Source organism: Methylobacterium mesophilicum, assembly GCF_036441335.1.
Lineage (GTDB): Bacteria > Pseudomonadota > Alphaproteobacteria > Rhizobiales > Beijerinckiaceae > Methylobacterium > Methylobacterium mesophilicum_B.
Genome location: NZ_MLBW01000008.1, coordinates 124,457 through 143,236, shown reverse-complemented (window position 1 = coordinate 143,236; position 18,780 = coordinate 124,457). Strand labels below are relative to the sequence as shown.

At 72.2% G+C, this 18,780-nt stretch carries 16 protein-coding genes and 1 tRNA gene; 8 read left to right on the top strand and 9 right to left on the bottom strand.

Annotated features, from left to right (window positions below):
• The first annotated feature begins 97 nt into the window (after positions 1–97).
• Complete coding sequence (locus MMR14E_RS06615) at positions 98–613, top strand: hypothetical protein (RefSeq protein WP_331313374.1); 516 nt, start codon at positions 98–100, stop codon at positions 611–613.
• 30 nt (positions 614–643) lie between these two features.
• On the opposite strand, the gene MMR14E_RS06610 is transcribed toward MMR14E_RS06615, so the two are convergent.
• A complete protein-coding gene (locus tag MMR14E_RS06610; protein WP_331313373.1) occupies positions 644–1,423 on the bottom strand; it encodes an EAL domain-containing protein in 780 nt (259 codons plus the stop codon).
• 113 nt (positions 1,424–1,536) lie between these two features.
• Between MMR14E_RS06610 and MMR14E_RS06605 the strand changes: the two genes are divergently transcribed.
• On the top strand, positions 1,537–3,738 hold the full coding sequence (locus tag MMR14E_RS06605; protein WP_331313372.1) for a 3-hydroxyacyl-CoA dehydrogenase NAD-binding domain-containing protein: 2,202 nt from the start codon (positions 1,537–1,539) through the stop codon (positions 3,736–3,738).
• On the opposite strand, the gene MMR14E_RS06600 is transcribed toward MMR14E_RS06605, so the two are convergent.
• On the bottom strand, positions 3,708–4,670 hold the full coding sequence (locus tag MMR14E_RS06600) for a LysR substrate-binding domain-containing protein (protein WP_331313371.1): 963 nt from the start codon (positions 4,668–4,670) through the stop codon (positions 3,708–3,710). The genes MMR14E_RS06605 and MMR14E_RS06600 overlap by 31 nt on opposite strands.
• 185 nt (positions 4,671–4,855) lie before the next feature.
• Here MMR14E_RS06600 and MMR14E_RS06595 point away from each other — a divergent pair, with 185 nt between their 5' ends.
• Entirely contained in the window at positions 4,856–5,740 is an 885-nt protein-coding gene (locus MMR14E_RS06595; RefSeq protein ID WP_331313370.1) for an amino acid ABC transporter substrate-binding protein, read from the top strand.
• A gap of 15 nt (positions 5,741–5,755) precedes the next feature.
• On the top strand, positions 5,756–6,814 hold the full coding sequence (locus MMR14E_RS06590; RefSeq protein WP_331313369.1) for a GntG family PLP-dependent aldolase: 1,059 nt from the start codon (positions 5,756–5,758) through the stop codon (positions 6,812–6,814).
• 6 nt (positions 6,815–6,820) lie between these two features.
• Here the strand turns inward: MMR14E_RS06590 and MMR14E_RS06585 are convergent, their stop codons facing one another.
• The 3 genes from MMR14E_RS06585 to MMR14E_RS06575 all read right to left on the bottom strand — a co-directional run bounded on the left by MMR14E_RS06585 (position 6,821) and on the right by MMR14E_RS06575 (position 11,546).
• On the bottom strand, positions 6,821–7,684 hold the full coding sequence (locus MMR14E_RS06585; RefSeq protein ID WP_331313368.1) for a 3'-5' exonuclease: 864 nt from the start codon (positions 7,682–7,684) through the stop codon (positions 6,821–6,823).
• A gap of 72 nt (positions 7,685–7,756) precedes the next feature.
• A complete protein-coding gene (ligA, locus tag MMR14E_RS06580; RefSeq protein ID WP_331313367.1) occupies positions 7,757–10,189 on the bottom strand; it encodes an NAD-dependent DNA ligase LigA in 2,433 nt (810 codons plus the stop codon).
• 64 nt (positions 10,190–10,253) lie between these two features.
• Positions 10,254–11,546 (bottom strand): MFS transporter, encoded by a 1,293-nt coding sequence (locus MMR14E_RS06575; protein ID WP_331313366.1) that lies wholly within the window; start codon positions 11,544–11,546, stop codon positions 10,254–10,256.
• A 131-nt stretch (positions 11,547–11,677) separates the two neighbouring features.
• Here MMR14E_RS06575 and MMR14E_RS06570 point away from each other — a divergent pair, with 131 nt between their 5' ends.
• Complete coding sequence (locus MMR14E_RS06570; RefSeq protein ID WP_331313365.1) at positions 11,678–12,394, top strand: 4'-phosphopantetheinyl transferase family protein; 717 nt, start codon at positions 11,678–11,680, stop codon at positions 12,392–12,394.
• A gap of 85 nt (positions 12,395–12,479) precedes the next feature.
• Positions 12,480–12,556 (top strand) — tRNA-Pro (locus MMR14E_RS06565).
• A 667-nt stretch (positions 12,557–13,223) separates the two neighbouring features.
• On the opposite strand, the gene MMR14E_RS06560 is transcribed toward MMR14E_RS06565, so the two are convergent.
• Complete coding sequence (locus MMR14E_RS06560) at positions 13,224–13,934, bottom strand: restriction endonuclease (protein ID WP_331313364.1); 711 nt, start codon at positions 13,932–13,934, stop codon at positions 13,224–13,226.
• Positions 13,935–14,082: 148 nt separating this feature from the next.
• Positions 14,083–14,835 carry a class I SAM-dependent methyltransferase gene (locus MMR14E_RS06555; protein WP_331313363.1) on the bottom strand — a complete coding sequence of 251 codons (753 nt, stop codon included), beginning with the start codon at positions 14,833–14,835 and terminating at the stop codon, positions 14,083–14,085.
• Positions 14,836–15,051: 216 nt separating this feature from the next.
• On the opposite strand from MMR14E_RS06555, the gene MMR14E_RS06550 reads away from it, so the two are divergent.
• On the top strand, positions 15,052–16,095 hold the full coding sequence (locus MMR14E_RS06550) for a hypothetical protein (protein ID WP_419539309.1): 1,044 nt from the start codon (positions 15,052–15,054) through the stop codon (positions 16,093–16,095).
• 7 nt (positions 16,096–16,102) lie between these two features.
• Here the strand turns inward: MMR14E_RS06550 and tgt are convergent, their stop codons facing one another.
• On the bottom strand, positions 16,103–17,239 hold the full coding sequence (tgt, locus tag MMR14E_RS06545; protein ID WP_331313362.1) for a tRNA guanosine(34) transglycosylase Tgt: 1,137 nt from the start codon (positions 17,237–17,239) through the stop codon (positions 16,103–16,105).
• Positions 17,236–18,300, bottom strand: coding sequence for a tRNA preQ1(34) S-adenosylmethionine ribosyltransferase-isomerase QueA (gene queA / locus MMR14E_RS06540; RefSeq protein WP_331313361.1), 1,065 nt, complete (start codon positions 18,298–18,300; stop codon positions 17,236–17,238). The genes tgt and queA overlap by 4 nt, the downstream gene beginning before the upstream one ends.
• Before the next feature lie 98 nt (positions 18,301–18,398).
• On the opposite strand from queA, the gene MMR14E_RS06535 reads away from it, so the two are divergent.
• Entirely contained in the window at positions 18,399–18,656 is a 258-nt protein-coding gene (locus MMR14E_RS06535; protein ID WP_331313360.1) for a hypothetical protein, read from the top strand.
• Positions 18,657–18,780: the final 124 nt, after the last annotated feature.

Here is an 18,780-nt window from a genome sequence, read left to right as displayed (position 1 = left end):
GCCGCGCCGCTCCCCAAAAACCGGGAACGCTGCTAGAGGCGCGGGCGACGCTCGGCCCTTTCGCGGTCCGGACGATAAAACAACGGGAGACAAGCCCTTGAACCGCCTGATTGCGACGCTCTGTCTGGGCGTCACCCTGAGCCTGCCGGTGACCGCCCGCGCCGACGACGCCGCGGACCGCGTCGCCGCGGCCACGAACCTCGTCAACAAGACCCTGATCAAGAACCTCCAGACCGGGTTCAACGTCGCCCTGGAGAAGACCGTCGCGCCGATGCCGGAGGCCCGCGCCGAGGCGGTGCGCAAGGAGCTGCTGGACGAGTTCGAGAAGCAGCGGACCCTCATGATCCAGGGGCTCTCGAAGGACTACGCCGAGAAGTTCAGCCTCGCCGAGCTCAAGCACCTCGACGAGATCTACTCGGACCCGACCTATCTGAAATTCCAGACGATGAACGCCGATCCGAACTCGTCGGTGACCGCGATCTCGCAGAACTCCGTCACCAAGCTTCTCAACATGCTGGCGGTGGCCGCGGCGACCGACAATACGCCGAAGCCCGGCACCCCGCCGGTGCCGCCGGTGCCGCCCGCCGCGGCCCCGGCTCCGGCGCCGAAGTAGGCGATGACGGCCGCGCGCGTCGGTCCGGCGTCAGGCTGCGCGCGCGGCAGCCAAGGGGGCGAAGCCCGCGACCGGGGGCAGCCCCTCCAGAAGGGGCTTGGCGAAGTAGTAGCCTTGGACGAGCGTGATCCCGATACTGCGCAGGGCGTCGAGTTCCGCCGCGGTCTCCACGCCCTCGGCGAGCACCGCGACGTCGAGGGCGCGGGCGATGGCGACGACGCCCGAGACGATGGCGTAGCGCCCGGAATCGCTGTCGAGGCCGCGCAGTACGTCCATGTCGATCTTGATCAGGTCCGGGCGGAAGTTGGCGAGCAGGCTCAAGCCGGCGAAGCCGGCGCCGAAATCGTCGAGCGCCGTCAGGAAGCCCTGCTTCCGGTAGGCCGCGACGATGCCCTTGACGTGCTCGATGTCCCGGAAGCGCTCCTGCTCGGTGAACTCGAACATGATGCGGCGGTGGGCGAAATCGATGCGCCGCGCCGCCTCGAGCGAGGCGCGGATGCAGGCATTCGGCTCGTAGACCGCGTTGGGCATGAAGTTGATCGACAGCCGCGTGGCGCTGTCCCGGGGGAACAGCGTGCCGGCGAGCTCGATCGCCTTGACGCGGGCGGCCTGGTCGAACTGGTAGCGGGTCTCGTCGGTCACCCGCTCGAGGATCGTGTAGGCCGGCTCGCCTTTCGGGCCGCGCACCAGCGCCTCGTAGGCCCAGACGCTGCCGTCCGCGAGGTCGAGGATCGGCTGGAACGCCATCGTGAAGTCGAAGTCGAGCTTGGTGCCGGCGCGACAGGCGCGGCAACCGGAATCCTTCGTCATGTGCGGCTTTCGGTGAGTGACCCCGGCCGGCAGACAATGGGCGGACGCGCTCAACACAACCTTAATGCAAGTGCGCCGGCGGATCGTCGGCGGAACCCAGGGAGGACGGCACCGTGACGCTGACCGATTTCCGCTTCGAGATCGATTCCGACGGCATCGCTCTCGCGACCTGGGACATGCCCGGCCGCTCGATGAACGTCATCACCGAGGGCGTGATGGACCAGCTCGAGCAGATCATCGAGCAGGTCGCGTCCGACCCGGCGATCAAGGGCTGCGTCATCGCCTCCGGCAAGGACAATTTCTCCGGCGGCGCCGACCTCACCATGCTCCAGGGCCTCGGCCGGGCCTACGAGCAGCTGAAGGGCGAGCAGGGCGAGGACGTGGCGATGCGCCACTTCTTCGAGGCGTCCCGGCGCCTGTCGCTGCTGTTCCGGCGGCTGGAGACCTGCGGCAAGCCCTTCGCGGCGGCGATCCAGGGCCTGTGCCTGGGCGGCGCCTTCGAGCTGGCGCTGTCCTGCCACTACCGCGTCGCCTCCGATGACGGGAAAACCCGGGTCGGCCTGCCGGAGATCAAGGTCGGGCTGTTCCCGGGCGGCGGCGGCACGCAGCGCGTCGCGCGGCTCATGCAGACCGGCGACGCCCTGCAGATGCTGTTCAAGGGCGAGCAGATCCGCGCGCCCATGGCCAAGGGCATGGGGCTGATCCACGCGGTGGCGCCGCAGGCCGAGATCGTGGAGCGCGCCAAGGCCTGGATCCGCGAGGGCGGCTCGGCGGTGGCGCCCTGGGACGTGCCGAAGTTCAAGGCGCCGTCCGGCAAGGTCTACTCCCCCGCCGGCATGATGATCTGGCCGCCGGCCAACGCCATCTACCGCCGCGAGACGCACGACAATTACCCGGCCGCCAAGGCGATCCTGGCCTCCGTCTACGAGGGCCTGCAGCTCCCGATGGACCTCGCTCTGCGGGTGGAGAGCCGGTACTTCGCGCATATCCTGCGCTCGACCGAGGCGGCGGCGATGATCCGCACGCTGTTCATCTCCATGGGCGAGCTGAACAAGGGCGCGCGCCGCCCGAAGGACGTGCCGGCCACGAACCTGCGCAAGGTCGGCGTGATCGGCGCGGGCTTCATGGGCGCGGGCGTCGCCTACGTCACCGCGCAGGCCGGGATCGAGGTGGTGCTGGTCGACCAGTCGGTCGAGGCCGCCGAGAAGGGCAAGGCCTACGCCCACACCCTCATCACCGGCCAGATCAACAAGGGCCGGGCCAAAACGGCCGACCGGGAGGCGCTGCTCGGCCGGATCCAGACCACGGCGGATTACGGTGCCCTCGCGGAATGCGACCTCGTGATCGAGGCCGTCTTCGAGGATCCGCGGGTGAAGGCCGAGGTGATCCAGAAGGTCGAGGCGGTGATCCGTCCCGACGCGATCTTCGCGTCCAACACCTCGACCCTGCCGATCACCGGCCTGGCCAAGGCCTCGCAGCGGCCCGCGCAGTTCGTCGGCATCCACTTCTTCTCGCCCGTGGAGAAGATGATGCTCGTCGAGATCATCAAGGGCGAGGCGACCGGGGACGCGGCACTCGCCACCGCCCTCGACTACGTCCGGCTGATCAAGAAGACCCCGATCGTCGTCAACGACGCCCGCGGCTTCTTCGCCAACCGCTGCGTCGGCGCCTACATCCTCGAAGGCCACAAGATGCTCTTCGAGGGCGTGCCGCCGGCGATGATCGAGAGCGCCGGCCGCCAGGCGGGCATGCCGGTCGGGCCGCTGTCGCTCAACGACGAGGTCGCCCTCGACCTCGTGCTCAAGATCGCCAAGGCCACCGAGGCGCAGGTGGGTCCGGCTGCCGTCGACCCGGCGCAGAAGGCGATCCTCGCCGAGATGGTCGAGAACCAGGGCCGCCTCGGCCGCAAGAACCGCAAGGGCTTCTACGACTACCCGGAGGGCGCGCCGAAGCGCCTCTGGCCCGGCCTGAAGGACCTGCAGCCGAATCGCCTCGATCCCGACGCCGTCGACTTCACCGAGCTGAAACAGCGGCTCCTGGTGGTCCAGGCGCTGGAGGCCGCCCGCACGGTCGGCGAGGGCGTGGTCACCGATCCGCGCGAGGCCGATGTCGGCTCGATCCTCGGCTTCGGCTTCGCGCCGTTCACCGGGGGCACGCTGTCGTACATCGATTTCATGGGCGCGGCGGCCTTCGTCGACCTCGCGCGGGCGCTCGAGGCCAAGCACGGGCCCCGTTTCCACGTGCCCGACAACCTGGCCGCGATGGCCGAGCGCGGGGGCACCTTCTACGCGGGCGCCGAGAAGCGCGCCGCCTGAGCGAAGTCGGCCGGACGCCCGCCCGCGGCGTCCGGCAGCTGGGCGAGTTCCTCCAGCAGGACCGTGCGCGCGCAGGCGCCGAAGGCCCGCATCAGCCGCCCCCGGGCGTGGTCCGGTGGGAACAGCAGCGCGAAATGCACCGGGAGCGCGGGGGCGAAGGGCCGGATCGCGATCGGCGAGACTTTCGCCTCCTCGTGGGCGGCCAGCGGGTTCATCACGCTGACCCCGAGGCCGGCGGAGACGAGGGTGCAGATCGAGGCGCCCAGGCCGGCCTCGGCGGTGATGGTCAGGCCGATGCCGGCGGCCTCGAAGACGGCCTCGGTCCGGCCGCGCAGGGCGCTCCCGAGCGACGCGGCGACGAAGGGCACGCCCTGAAAATCCGCGGGCGCGAGCGAATCCCGCGCGGCGAGGGCGTGGTCCCGCGGCAGGACGGCGACGCAGGCGCGCGTCTCGACATGTTCGGCGCGCGCCTCCGGGGCGTCGCCGTACAGCATGGTCAGCGCGGCGTCGCAGGAGCCGGTGGCGAGCCAGTGGTTCACGGTCTCGTCGTCGCCGGAATGGATCGCCACGATCACGTCCGGATGCGCGGCCCGGAAGCGGACGACCGCCCGCGCGAGGAGACCGCCCGCCAGCCGGGGCATCGCCGCCACCCGCAGCCGCTCCGCCCCGAAAGCCCGGATCCGCGCGGCCGCAGATTCAAGGCTCGTGAGGCCCACGAAGGCGCGCTCGACCTCCGCGTGGAACCGCGTCCCGTCGAGGGAGGGGACGACCCGGCTCCCGCTCCTGTCGAACAGGGGCAGGCCGGTGATCGCCTCCAGCTGCGCGATCAGGCGGCTGACCTGCGGCTGCGAGGTGTGGAGCCGCCGGCTCGCCTCGGTCATGGACCCGGTGGCCACCACGGCCCGGAAGGCCTCGATGTGCCGGAAGGTCATGCGCCGCTCGGCCATATCAGATCCGCATGCTCGGCAGGTGAATCGGCATTGGACGCCCGCGCGCGGCCGCTCCTAGGATCAGTCGGCAAAGCTTCGGACCGACTCCCTGTCGGGGCGGCCGGGCGCTTCGCCGGTTCAGACATAGCGAGGGGGTTCGGATCGTGTCGAGGACGCTACCGCTTCTGTTGGCCACTCTGTGCTGGGTCGGGCTCGCCGCGCCGTCGGTCGCGGAGGGCCGCCTCGACAAGATCCGCTCCACCGGACAGATCAGCCTCGGCTTCCCGGACGCCTCGCCGCCCTTCGGATTCCTCGACCAGAACGCCAAGCCGGTCGGCTATTCGCTGGAGATATGCGAGCACGTCTCGCAGAAGCTCAAGGCCGCGCTCGGCCTGCCCAAGCTCGAGGTGCGCCACGTGCCGGTGATGTCGGCGACCCGGATCCCGCTGATCAACAACGGCACGATCGACCTGGAATGCGGCACCGCCAGCAACCTGCCCGAGCGGCACAAGCTGGTCTCCTTCGCGCCGACCACCTTCGTGGCGCAGGTGGTGCTGGTGGCCAAGAAGGACACGCCGGTGGACGTCGACGACATCGCGTCGTTCCGCGGCAAGGCCATCTCGGCCCAGGCCGGCGGCGAGACCCAGCGCGTCGCCACCCGGATCAACGTCCGCGACAAGCTCGACATCCAGGTGATGCCCGCCAAGGACACCGCCGAGGTGTTCCTGCTCGTGGAGACCGGACGCGCGGCCGGCGCCATCAACGACGACGCCCTGGCCCACGCCACGGTGGCGGGGGCCAAGCGGCCGGCCGATTACAAGATCGGCACCAAGGGCCTGGAATTCGCCCCCTACGGGATCCTCGAGCCGAAGGACGACGCGGCCTTCAAGGCGGCGGTCGACAAGGCGGTGGTCGAGCTGATCCAGGACGGGACCGTGGCGCGCCTCTACGGCAAGTATTTCGAGCAGCCGATCCCGCCGAAGGGTATCAACCTGGAATTGCCGATGAGCGACGTGCTCAAGCGGGCCCTGGCCAACCCGACCGATTCCGGCGACGAGGCCGCGTACCGGTAGGACGGCGGGACCGACATGCGAGACGATCACCGCGACGCGACGGACACGCCGTCCGTCGTCGACCTGCGGAGCGACACGGTCACCCGGCCGACCGAGGCGATGTACGCCCGGATGCGGTCCGCCCCGCTGGGCGACGACGGGCTCGACGCCGACCCGACCGCCCGCGCCCTGGAGGAGACCGCCGCCGCGATGCTCGGCAAGGCGGCGGCCCTGTTCGTGCCGAGCTGCACGATGGGCAACCTGCTGGCGATCCTCGCGCAGGTTCAGCGCAGCGAGCAGGTCCTGCTCGAGGCCCAGGCCCACATGCTCCACACCGAGCGCGGGGCCGCCACCCTGACCGGGGTGTTCCTGGACGGGATCGCCGGGGCCGACGGCGCCATGGACCTCGACCGGCTTGAGGACGCCCTCCGGCCCGGCGCGAGCCCGCTGCGCACGGCCATGATCGCGCTGGAGACCTCGCACAACGCCGCCGGCGGCACCGTTCTGCCGCCGGACCACATGGCCGCGGTGGCGGAGATCGCCCGCGCGCGCGGTATCGCGGTCCATCTCGACGGGGCCCGCCTGTTCAACGCCGCGACCCATCTCGGGGTCGCGCCGGCGGACGTCGCGGTCCACGTCGACACCGTGTCGCTGTGCCTCTCGAAGGGCCTCAGCGCCCCGGTCGGCGCCGTGCTCGCCGGCGACGAGCCGGTGATCGCGACGGCGCGGCGCCTGCGGAAGATGATCGGCGGGACGCAGCGTCAGGTGGGCATCGTGGCCGCCGCCGGCCTGGAGGCGATCACCGTCATGGGCGCGCGCCTCGCCGAGGACCACGACCGCGCCCGGCAGCTGAGCGCGGGGCTGAACGCCCTGCCGCGCCTCGCGGCGAACCTGCCGCAGACCAACATCGTGCAGGTCGACCTCTCGCGGACCGGGCGGGACAGCCCGTGCTGGGTCGCGGATCTCGACGCGGCCGGCATCCGCACGCGCCCGCTCGGCGCGCGGCGGCTGCGTCTCGTCACGCATCGGCACATCGCGGCGGCCGACATCGACCGCGCCGTCTCGGCCTTCCGCGCCTGCCTCGACGCGGCCTGAATCCGATCAGGCCGCGCCCGCGATCCGTGCCTTCGCGCCGAGCATGCGGGCGAGGAGCGCGACGTCGCCGGCATTGTCCGAGAGCAGGTCGGTGATGTCGCCGACTTCCAGCGCCTTCACGTGGCGGCAGCGCATGCCGTAGCGGCCGGCCGTGCAGGTGCAGCGCAGCTCCGGGCCCCCCGGCCGCTCCTCCAGGCTGACGTGGTAGCGGTTGCCAGTCGAGCCGCGCATGGCAAACCGCAGGGCCGCCGGCGCGTCGGGGAAGGCCGCCAGGGCCCGGCCGCTGATCGCACCCGGCGCGCGGCGCGGCACGGCGGGGACCGCCCGCGTGACCGGCAGGCCGAGCGCGGCCGCGAGGGCGTGCACGTCCGCAGCCGCGCGCTCGCGCATGGCGGCCAGCGCGATCTCCGCGCAGGCGTAGGCGTCCTCGCCGGCGTCGTGGTGCTCGAAGCGGATACCGAGGCGCCGCGCGACCTTGCCGAGCCCGCAGCCCTCCGGCGCCGGGAAGACCCGGCGCGCCACTTGGACCGTGCAGAGATAGGCGAGGTCCGGGACCGGCAGGCCCGCCCGCGTCAGCCCGGCGCGCAGGACGCCGATGTCGAAGCTCGCGTTGTGCGCCAGGATCAGCCCCCGCCCGAGATCGCCGAGATAGGGCGCCATCACGGCGGCGAAGTCGGGCTTGTCGGCGACGTCGGCCGGCAGGATCCCGTGCACGCGGATGTTGCCCGGCGCGAAGCGCATCTCGGGCGGCCGGATCAGGTGGCTCGCGCGGCGCACCACCCGGCCCTCCGCGATCCAGGCGAGACCCACCGCGCAGGCGCTGTCACGCCGCTCGTTGGCCGTCTCGAAGTCGAGGGCCAGGACCGTCATCGAGGGTCAGCCATGCCGGGTGGAAGTTCTCGGGGTGTTCCCCGAGAGGTCTAGGCCGCCCGGACTCGGGCTTCAACCCTGCGCCACCATCGCCAGCCAGTCGTCCTCCGAGACGACTTGCACGCCGTGCTTCTGGGCGTCCTTCAGCTTAGAGCCCGCGCCGGGGCCGGCCACGACCAGATCGGTCTTGGCCGAGACCGAGCCGGAGACCTTCGCGCCCAGGCGCTCGGCCACAGCCTTGGCCTCGTTGCGGGTCATCTTCTCCAGGGTGCCGGTGAAGACCACGGTCTTTCCCGCGAAGGTGGAGGCCGCGGCGGCCCGCTCCATCGGCTGAACGTCGACCGCGTCGAGCAGGGCCGCGACGGCGTGGGCATTGTGCGGCTCGGAGAAGAAGAGCAGCAGAGCGTCGGTCGCCACCGGGCCGATCTCGCCGTCGTCGGCGAAGACCCGGTAGGCATCGCCGGGACGCTGCGCTCCGGCCCGCGCGATCGCCGCGCGCACCGCGTCGACGTCGCCGTAATGGGCGAGGAGATTCTCGCGCTGCACCGCGCTGAGGCGCGCCCGCTCCTTGGCCGGCGCCGCGTCGTCCTCCGGGAAGCCGAGGTCGAGGAGCCGGTCCCGGGTGGTGCCCCCGACGCGCGGCACGGCGGTGAGCTCGACCCAGTCGGGACCGGGCTGCGCCGCCGCGGCCTCGCGGATCGCCGCGATCAGCGTCGGCATGTCGGCGAAGCGCTTCGCCAGCGCCTTGGCGGTCGCCTCGCCGATCTGCGGGATTCCGAGGGCGAAGAGCAGGCGGTTCATCGGCACGGCGCGCCGCGCCTCGACGGCGGCGAGCAGGTTCCGGATCGCCTTGTCGTCCTCGTCGCTCTTCTTCTTGGCGGCCTTCTTGGGCGGCTCGGCCGTTCCCGCCTCCGCGCGCCGCTCGGCCGACAGCGCCTCGCGCCGCGCCACGATCGCGGCCTTGAGTTCCTCGAAGTCGAGGCGGAACAGGTCGGCGGGCTGGCGCACGAGCCCGGCCTCGAACAGCACCTCGATATAGGTCTCGCCGAAGCCCTCGATGTCGAAGCCGTTGCGCGACACGAAGTGCTTCATCCGCTCGACGCCCTGCGCCGGGCAGATCAGGCCGCCGGTGCAGCGGCGCACCGCGTCCGGACGGCCGGTGCGCGGGTTGACGGCGCGGACGGCGCGGCTGCCGCAGGCCGGGCAGGTCTCCGGGAAGGCGTAGGGCCGCGAATCGGCCGGGCGCTTCGTGAGATCGACATCCATGACCTTCGGGATCACGTCGCCGGCCCGGACCACCGTCACGGTATCGCCGACGCGGATGTCGCGGCCGTCGCGGATCGGCTCCCCGTCGGCGCCGACGCCCTTTACGTAGCCCTCGTTGTGCAGGGTGGCGTTCGACACGACCACGCCGCCGACCGTCACGGGACGGAGCTTGGCGAGCGGGTTCAGCGAGCCGGTGCGGCCGACATTGATGACGATGTCCTCGACGACCGTGGTGGCTTCCTGGGCGGCGAATTTGTGGGCGAGCGCCCAGCGGGGCGAGCGCGAGACGAAGCCCAGCCGCTTCTGGAGCGCGAGGTCGTCGACCTTGTAGACGACGCCGTCGATGTCGTAGCCGAGCCCGGCCCGGTCGGCCTCGATGCCGCGGTAATGGTCGAGCATCGCCTCGGTGTCGGTGAAGGTCCGGGTCCGCGGGTTCACCGGCAGGCCCCAGGCCGCGAAGCGCTCCAGCACGCCGGTCTGCGTCTCGGCGATCGGCTCCGACAGCTCGCCCCAGGCATACGCGAAGAATCGCAGCGGCCGGGACGCGGTGATCGCGGGATCGAGTTGGCGCAGGCTGCCGGCGGCGGCGTTGCGCGGGTTGGCGAAGAGCGGCTTGCCGGCCGCGTCCTGCCGGGCGTTAATGGCGGCGAAGTCGGCGTGGGACAGGTAGACCTCCCCGCGCACCTCGCAGATCTCCGGCCAGCCGGACCCCGCGAGAACCGCCGGGATGTCCTGCACCGTGCGGGCGTTGGCCGTGACGTTCTCGCCGACCTCGCCGTCGCCGCGGGTGGCGGCGGTGTCGAGCCGGCCGTCCACGTAGCGCAGCGACAGGGACAGGCCGTCGATCTTCGGCTCGGCCGTGAAGGCGAGGGGGGCGTCGTCCGGCCAGCCGAGGAAGCGGCGCACGCGCGCGACGAACTCGGCCACCTCCGCGTCGTCGAAGGCGTTGCCCAGCGAGAGCATCGGCACGGCGTGCCGCACCTTGGCGAACTTCTCCGAGGGCTTGGCGCCCACCGACGTGCTGGCACCGCCCGTGCCGGCGAGATCGGGGAAGCGGGCCTCGATATCCTCCAGGCGGCGGCGCAGCCGGTCGTACTCGGCGTCCGATATCTCGGGCGCGTCCTCCTGGTAGTAGAGGCGGTCGGCCTCCAGGATCGCGTCCGACAGCCGCGCGTACTCGGCGCGCGCTTCCTCGGCGGTGAGGTCGAGATCGAGCGGTTCGGATTTCGTGACGGCCATGCCGGGGTTCTAACGCATCGACGGCCGGCGGGGAGCCGGCGCCGGCGCGCGATCCCCGATTCCCTCACCGGCGGGCGCCGAGCAGATCGCCGCGCCCCGCCATCCGGAAGGCCGCGAAGAACGTCGCGGCGACGAGGGCGGCGACCGCCTGCAGCGGCAGGACCGGGGCCAGCCAGCCCGCGACCGCGGTTCCTGCGACCGAGCCGAGATTCATGGCCGCCATGTACACCTCGAACTGCGTGGCCGCGCCCGGGCGGCCCCGGCTCGCCGCGAGCAGCGCCGGCATCAGGGCGACGATCAGCAGGCCGGGCAGCACGCTGGTGAGCGCCAGGATCGCCGGTGCCGCGGCCCCGACGAGGCCGGCGCCGATCAGGATCCCGGCCAGCACGAAGGTGGCCGTGCTGCCCAGGAGCAGGGCGCGCAAGGGCGACGCCGCGCCCGCGCGGTCCGACCAGAGGCCCACCGCGACCGCACCGGCCGTGCCGCTCACCAGGGTCAGGATCGCCTGGAGGCGCGACAGGCCCGCGGCCTCCCAGCCCTGCCGCTGGAGGAGGTCGATCGAGAAGGGCAGCTCGAACAGGCCGAGCGCCGCGTCGAGGCCGAAGCACAGGGCGAGCAGCCGCAGGGCCCGCGGGCGGCGCAGGGCGACGATCGTCCGGCGCAGGAAGCGGCGGAACGGAACCCGCCGCGGCGGCGGTCCGCGGCGCTCGAGCGACCAGAACGGATCGGTCGCCGCCTCCCGGACCAGCAGCATCGGCAGGCTCGCGACGATCGCGAGGGCGATCAGGCCGCGGGCGCTCGCGGCGAAGCCCCAGTTCGCGAGCGTCCAGCCGAAGACGGCGGCGCTGAGGCCGGTGCCGACCACGAAGCCCGCGCGGGTGCAGGCGCTGACCCGGCCGAGTTCCTGCGCCGGGACGTGGTCCATGATCATCCGGTCGCAGGCGGTGTCGAGGAGCGACGCGAACAGGCTGTGGACGAGGAAGATCGGTCCGAGCGCGCCCGCGGCGTCGGCGCCGGCGACGAGGAGGAGCGCCAGCGTCGCGTGGCATCCGATCAGCGCCGCGACCGCGAAGGGCCGGCGCCGTCCCATCCGCGTGTCCCCGGCGCGGTCCACGCGGGGCCCCCAGAGCAGGGGCTGCAGCGTCCAGGGCAGGCCCGCTAGGGCGAAGTGCATCCCGACCTCCGTTGCCGGGACGCCCTGCGCCGCCAGGTGGTTGGCGAGCGCCGTCAGCGAGAAACCGGCGACGAGGCCCTGGTAGAGGTAGGTGGCGAAGAACACCCCGTAGCGGACCGGCCGCACGCCGAGGCTCGGCCTGCCCACGGTGCCGACGCGGCGACCCGCGCTGGACCGCGTCACGGGGCGCGGCGCTGCTTGCGGGAGACCGGCCGCGACCCGATGCTGCTCATGCCCGCCCCATCCGGATCGCCGCCCGTGCCGTTTCGCTCCCCCGACGCTAGCGCCACCGCTCCCGCCCCGCGAGGTGTCGCGTGAGCGCGGTGCAGGTCTGGATCGTCGACCTCGCCCTGTCCCCGCGCCAGATCGACCGGTGCGATACCGTCCTCGACGGCGCGGAGCGCGCGCGGGCGGACCGGTTCCTGCGCGCGGCGGATCGGGATCGGTTCCGCGCCAGTCACGCGGCGCTGCGCCTCGTTCTCGGCGACGCGCTCGGCCTCGCGCCGGCCGACGTGGAACTCGCGGCCGGTGCCGGGGGCAAGCCGGAACTCGCGGGCCGGGCGCGGGGCGCCGCCGACTTCAACCTCTCCCATTCCGGGGCGCGCGCGCTGATCGGACTCGCCCGCGGTGCGGCGATCGGCGTCGACGTCGAGGCCGTGCGGCCGATCGCGGACGCGCTGCGGATCGCGGCGGCCCATTTCGCCGCCGACGAGGTGGCGGCCCTCGCCCGAGCCCCCCGGAGTGAGGTGGAGCGGCGCTTCTTCGGTCTGTGGACCCGCAAGGAAGCGGTGGTGAAGGCGCTGGGCAGCGGTCTGACGCTGCCGCTGGACCGGTTCAGCGTCAGCGTGCCCCCCGAACCGCCACGCTTTCTCCGGGCCGCCGGCGATGCGGGCTGGAACCTGGACGGTCCGTGGAGCCTCACGGAAATCGAGTGCGGGCGCGCGCACGTCGCCACCGCGGCGGTCCGCTCCGGCGGGGCTGAGATCACCCGCCACCGCCTCCCGGACGACTGGCCCGATCATCTCGGCTGAAAAGGCGCAACGCCGCGCTTGCGGTGCGGGAAAGGCGCGGCTATACACCCGCTCGCCGGCCCTGGCGGAGACGCGGGGCGGCCTTCGGAGTGTAGCGCAGTCTGGTAGCGCACCACGTTCGGGACGTGGGGGTCGCAGGTTCAAATCCTGCCACTCCGACCAAAATTCCCGCCTTCTCAGCCCCATCGAGCAGGAATACGAGCCCGCGGCCACATACGGCACGGTCGCGCGGATGACGCCCGGCGGCCTATCCCGAGCCCGACCTCTCGGGACTCGCCGGATCGCGGTTCGGACGCCGGAACTGTCCGGCCCCCGCCGCGCCGGAAACGCCGTCCTGCGGGGTGAGCGGCGCGATGGGCACGCTCTCCACGAGAAGCGCGATCATCTTGGACCGTGACGTCAGGAGAATGGCCGGCGGCTCGCCGGTGATCTGCCGCCATCGGGTGACGAAATCGCCCGCCGGCAACTCGGCGAGAGCGTCCTGTTCGGTTACGGGGTGGTCCGTTCTGGGCGCTGCGGACTGATCCATGCGCCTCAACGGTGCTGACCACGATTCGGCCTCAGCGTCCGCCCGGTATGGTGAAGCGAACGTTGCGCCGATCGGAAAAAATACGCCCGCCACGGCGAGCCGGGCGGGCGAGGTCAGGGGCGCTCGATGCGTTGGCGAGCACCACGCCTCTCCGTAGCAGCGATGGCCGTGCCGGTATGCCCGTCGGCGTGACAGATCGGGGCGCGTGAAGGGCTGTATCCCGCGGGCGCCGAAGTTCGGGTCATCGTCGGCCTCCCGAAGCACGCCGGGCGAGACCCGACCCGTGTCCCGGGCGCGCGGTCAGGCGGCGAGCCGGAGGCCGTGCCCGCGGGCGCCGCGGGACGCGACCGCCGCCTTGTCCCTCGGCAGCAGCAGGTCGATCTGCGAGCAGTGGAGCGCCAGCACGTTCTGCTCCTCCGCCAGGGCGCGCGCCGCGCCGCTGAACCGGCCGTTGGTCATCACGCACGCCGTCGCCGACCCCGCGCGCTCCGCCGCCGCCGCGACGTCCGAGATCGGGAGGCACGCGACGTCGCGATCCGCCCAGTGCAGGCGCACGACGACGCGCGTCCGAGCCCGGAGGAGGACGAAGTGTTCCTGATCCTGATAGTCCAAGCGCCAGCCGGCCGCCTTCAGGCACCGCAGCATCAGGGCCTCGTACTGCGGCTGCGAGGCGATGGCGTGATCGACAAAGGTCCACGACGCGATCTCGGCCGGCAGGATCGACGCGAATTCGGCCCGGACCACCCGCTTGAAGCTGCGGAACCCGACGAGAGCGCGGAGCGGGCGCGCGAGATGGGCGCGGTGCATCCGCGCCACTTCCCGGTCCCAGAGTGCCTCGAACGCGGCCGCATTGCGGGCATGGCGTTCCATCCAACGGTTCTCGATGATCAGGCGCTCGACCTGCGGTCGGATCGTGCGGCGACACCGCTCCGTGGCGCGCTCCTGGAAATGCAACCAGGCGAGCAGAAACAGGATGGCTGCAACCCAAAGGGCGAGGCTCGTCGCGAACATGGCGGCGGGACTTTTCGAATTAAGGCCGATGTCGCGATTTATCTGCCACAGGAATTAAGCGGAGATTGCTGTTTAGAATCGTGTTCCGTCGATCACCGCAAGTCCTTCGAGATGGTGAATTCTAACTTTACGGGAGGCTGAAGGCCGCTCAGGTCCGCATGGCGACGAACATGCTACGGCCCTGCTGGTGGTAGTAGCCGCTCTCCATCGAGCCGCGGATATCGCGCCCGAGCATGTCGTACTGCTCGTAGACCATGTCGAAGCCGCACTCCTTCAGGAGCTGGATCAGGGCCGGCTTGGTGGGCCAGAAGGAGCGCTTGTTGCTCCACGAGGTCCATTTGTGCGCTTCGAGCTGGCTCGTGTCGTCGAGGTCGTGCTCGTGCATCCAGCGGCCCGGCAGGCCTTCGTTCTCCGCGGGCGACGACAATTGGAAGAGGGTCTGGTTCTCGTCGGTCGCGAAATGGGTGTGCAAGATGATCACGTCGCGCACGCATTCGGCCATGAGGCGGATGAAGGCGGCCGGCCTGTCGAGGTGGTAGAGCAGTCCGCAGCAGAAAGCGGCATCGAAGGGCCCGTGGGCGGCGAGGTTCCACACGTCGTCGTTGACGAAGGCGAGGTCCGGGACGCCCGCCCCATCCTTGACCCGCAGGCAGTTCTCGAAGTTGGAGCGGCGCACCTCGACGCCGGTGGCGCGCATCCCGGCGCGGGCGAATTCGAGCGTGTACCCGCCCTCGAGGCAGCCCAGATCGACGATCGAGCGACCGGCCAGCCGGTGGCCGTAGAACAGGCGGAGCGAGCGCAGTGCTGCCTGGGTCCAGGGGCTGTCGGCGATCAGCCAGCCCGCCTCCGGCAAGGTCTCGGACCCGTCCGCCAGGCGGATGTTGTGCGCGGTGAACGTCATGGAGCCTCCCCAAGTCGCACACCCATGCCGAGCGGCGCCGCGGGCAGTCTATAAGGGCGACGGCCGATCGGTTCACGCGCTTTGTCGATCCGCCGGTCGCGATCGGCCGGCGACCCTCGGGACGATCGGCGCCCCCGCGCACACCGCGTGCAGACGGGGCGGCCGACGACACGAGGCCTGCGACGCGGCTCTCGGAACCGCGTATGAAGCCGCCCGATGACTTCGCCCTCTCACAGCCGAGCCGGTCGGCGACCCGCAGGATGGGCCGCCTTCGCGCGCAGCTTCCTCCTCAGCGCTGCCGGCATGGGCGTGGCGGTGGTCGGCCTCGTGGCCGCGGTCGATCCCTACGGCCTGCGCGCCGCGCCCGGGCATCCGCCGGGACCGATCATGGATGCCAATCAGCGGCTCTCCTATCCGCAGATCGCCCGCGGCGGGCCGTTCGACGCCGCGGTCTTCGGCACCTCGACCGCGCGGCTCCTCGACCCGCGGGCCCTGGATGCCGCCTTCGGCGCCCGGTTCGCCAATCTGGCGGTGAACGCCGCGACGCCCGACGAGCAGGCGCGCCTGGCCGCGCTGTTCCTGTCCCGGCGGCCGATCCGCGCGGTCCTGTTCGGTCTCGACGCCCCGTGGTGCGCCGCCGATCCGCCTGCCCGAACGGCCAACGCCTTCCCCGACTGGCTCTACGCGGATCGGGCGCCCGGCGACGTCCTGCGGCAGGTCAGCCTGCGCTCGGTCACGACGGCCGTCCGTGCGGGACTTGCCGAACTCGGGCTGGTGCAGTCGCGGATCCGGGGCGACGGTTACGCGGTGTTCACGCCCCCGGAAGCGCGCTACGACCTCGGTCGCGCCCAGGCCCACATCCGCGCGGGCCGCGTCGACCGGACGGCCGCGGAACCGCCCGATGCACCGATGCCGGCCCTCGACCGCCTGGAGGATCTCCTCCGTCGCGTGCCCGCCGAGGCCCTGAAGATCGTGGCCTTCATGCCGGTCCACGCGGCGGCGCAGGGTTCGCCGGGAACGGCGGCGGGCCGGCGCGAGGAGGCTTGCAAGGCGCGCGCCGCGATGATCGGGACGCGTCACGGCGCGGTCGTGGTCGATTTCCGCCGGATCTCGCCGCTGACCAGCCGGGACGCGAATTACTGGGACGCGCTGCACTACCGCCTGCCCGTGGCGGGCCGCATCGTCTCGGACCTCGCGCGCGCCGTCGCCACCGGCCGCGACGACCCGGACGGGGTGTACCGCGTGCTCGCGCACCCGTGAGCCCCGGTCAGGCGGCGGCGCGCTCGGCGCCGGCCCAGCCCGCGCGGGTCTCGGCGCAGTAATCCGCGTAGCGGCCGTCGCGGATCGCCGCGCGGGCGCCAGCCATCAGGTCCTGGTAATAGGCGAGGTTGTTCCAGGTCAGCAGCATCATCCCGAGGATCTCGTTCGCGCGCACGAGGTGATGCAGGTAGGCACGGGAATAGTCCCGCGCGGCCGGACAGGTCGAGGCCGCGTCGAGCGGTGCGGTGTCCTCGGCGTGGCGCGCGTTGCGCAGGTTGACCCGTCCGTGGCGCGTGTAGGCGAGCCCGTGGCGGCCGGCCCGGGTCGGCATCACGCAGTCGAACATGTCGATCCCGCGGGCGACCGCGCCGAGGATGTCGTCCGGCGTGCCGACCCCCATCAGGTAGCGGGGCTTCGCCGCCGGCAGGTGCGGCTCCACCGTTTCGATCATGGCGAACATGACCGCCTGGGGCTCGCCCACGGCGAGGCCGCCGACCGCGTAGCCCTTGAGATCGAGATCCGTCAGCGCGCGGGCGCTCTCGACGCGCAGGGCCGGCACGTCGCCGCCCTGGACGATGCCGAACAGGGCCCGCCCGGGCTGCTCACCGAACGCGACGCGGCAGCGCTCGGCCCAGCGCAGCGACAGGTGCATGGCCTTCTCGATCGCCGCGTGGTCCGCCGGCAGGCGAACGCACTCGTCGAGCTGCATCTGGATGTCGGAGCCGAGCAGACCCTGGATCTCGATGGAGCGCTCCGGGCTCATGTGGTGGGCGGTGCCGTCGATGTGAGAGCGGAAGGTCACGCCCTGCTCGTCGATCTTCCGCAGAGCGGAGAGCGACATCACCTGGAAGCCGCCGGAATCGGTCAGGATCGGCCGGTCCCAGTTCATGAAGCGGTGCAGGCCGCCGAGCCGGGCCATGCGCTCCGGGCCGGGTCGCAGCATCAGGTGGTAGGTATTGCCCAGCACCACGTCCGCGCCGAGATCGCGGACCTGGCCGGGATACATGGCCTTGACGGTCGCGGCTGTGCCCACCGGCATGAAGGCCGGGGTCCGGATCTCGCCGCGCGGCGTCGCGATCACGCCGGTGCGGGCGGTGCCGTCCCGGGCCAGCAGGTCGAAGCGGAAGGCAGCGCTGTCGGTCATGGCGTGTCCGCGCGCGGGCCCGGGAAGAGCAGGCTGGCGTCGCCGTAGGAGTAGAATCGGTACCCGGCACCGATCGCGTGCGCGTAGGCCGCGCGCATCGTCTCGAGCCCCGAGAAGGCCGAGACCAGCATGAACAGCGTCGAGCGTGGCAGGTGGAAGTTGGTCACGAGGGCGTCGACTGCCCGGAACCGGTAGCCCGGCGTGATGAAGATCTCGGTCGGTCCGGAGAAGGGCGCGAGCGTCCCGTCCGGGCGGGCCGCGCTCTCCAGCAGGCGCAGGGCCGTGGTCCCGACCGCGACGATCCGGCCGCCCGCGGCCCGCGCGGCGTTCAGGGCGTCGGCGGTGGCGGCGTCGAGGATGCCGATCTCCGCGTGCATGCGGTGCCCGTCGGTGTCCTCGGCCTTGACCGGCAGGAAGGTCCCGGCGCCGACATGCAGCGTGACGTGGTGGCGCCGCAGACCGGCGGCGTCGAGATCGGCCAGCAGGGCGTCGGAGAAGTGCAGGCCGGCCGTCGGGGCCGCCACCGCCCCCGGATGGCGGGCGTACACCGTCTGATAGTCGGTGGCGTCGCGGTCATCCGTGGCGCGCTTGCCGGCGATGTAGGGGGGCAGCGGCAGGACGCCCTCCGCGGCGATGGCCGCGTCGAGCGCGGGCCCGGCCCGGTCGAAGGCCAGGACGATCTCCCCGGCCTCGGCCCTCTCCAGAACGGTCGCCGCCAGATCGCCGAAGCGCAGCGCGTCGCCCGCGGTCAGCCGCTTGGCCGGACGCGCGAAGGCGCGCCAGCGGTCGGGGGCCTCGCGCAGGTGGAGCATCACCTCCGTGCGCTGGCCGGGGGCGCCGGGTCGGGTGCGCACGCCGTTCAGCCGCGCGGGGATCACCCGCGTGTCGTTGAAGACCAGGGCATCGCCGGCCCGGAGCGCGCCGGGCAGTTCGCGCACGGTCCGGTCGGCCAGCGGCGCGCCGGGCCGGACCACGAGCATCCGCCCGGCATCGCGCGGCTCGGCCGGGCGCAGGGCGATGCTGGTCTCCGGCAAGTCGAAATCGAAGAGGTCCACGCGCATCGCCGGCTGCCTGCACCGAACGGCACGCGGTTTCAACCGCGGAACCGCCGGGGAGCGCGTCCGTTTCCAGCGTCACCGAGACGCGAGGCCCCCGATCCATGCCATGGTACGCCGTTCGCCCCCGTGACGCCGCCGATCCCCGCTGGCCGCTCCCCGGCACGCCCGAGATCGTTCTGAAGGCCGAGGATCCCGACACCGCTCGCGCGAAATTCGAATCGGCCTATCCGAGCCAGCCCTTCGGCAGCCCCGGCATCCCGGTTCCGGATACCGGCGCCGGCAGCTTCCGCGGCGATCCGGACGCGCTGGTCGTGGCCGAGACGGGTGAGCCGCTCGCGTCGCGGGGGCAAGACGCGTGACGCCCCGCGCGCGCCCCCGGCGGGTCACCCTCGACGGGCAGCTCATCGGGTACTGGGAGCGCGAGGCCGCGCGGCTCGAGGCCCTCGCCGCCGCGGCGCGCTTCGCCTGGCANCGCCTGGCAGC

Bases quoted from the DNA above. Each gene is read 5' to 3' on its own strand.
- ligA (WP_331313367.1), bottom strand. From the start codon at position 10,189: ATGGCCGTCACGAAATCCGAACCGCTCGATCTCGACCTCACCGCCGAG.
- MMR14E_RS06590 (WP_331313369.1), top strand. From the start codon at position 5,756: ATGCGAGACGATCACCGCGACGCGACGGACACGCCGTCCGTCGTCGAC.
- queA (WP_331313361.1), bottom strand. From the start codon at position 18,300: ATGCGCGTGGACCTCTTCGATTTCGACTTGCCGGAGACCAGCATCGCC.
- MMR14E_RS06585 (WP_331313368.1), bottom strand. From the start codon at position 7,684: ATGACGGTCCTGGCCCTCGACTTCGAGACGGCCAACGAGCGGCGTGAC.
- MMR14E_RS06600 (WP_331313371.1), bottom strand. From the start codon at position 4,670: ATGACCTTCCGGCACATCGAGGCCTTCCGGGCCGTGGTGGCCACCGGG.
- MMR14E_RS06550 (WP_419539309.1), top strand. From the start codon at position 15,052: ATGACTTCGCCCTCTCACAGCCGAGCCGGTCGGCGACCCGCAGGATGG.
- MMR14E_RS06560 (WP_331313364.1), bottom strand. From the start codon at position 13,934: ATGTTCGCGACGAGCCTCGCCCTTTGGGTTGCAGCCATCCTGTTTCTG.
- MMR14E_RS06555 (WP_331313363.1), bottom strand. From the start codon at position 14,835: ATGACGTTCACCGCGCACAACATCCGCCTGGCGGACGGGTCCGAGACC.
- MMR14E_RS06610 (WP_331313373.1), bottom strand. From the start codon at position 1,423: ATGACGAAGGATTCCGGTTGCCGCGCCTGTCGCGCCGGCACCAAGCTC.
- MMR14E_RS06535 (WP_331313360.1), top strand. From the start codon at position 18,399: ATGCCATGGTACGCCGTTCGCCCCCGTGACGCCGCCGATCCCCGCTGG.
- tgt (WP_331313362.1), bottom strand. From the start codon at position 17,239: ATGACCGACAGCGCTGCCTTCCGCTTCGACCTGCTGGCCCGGGACGGC.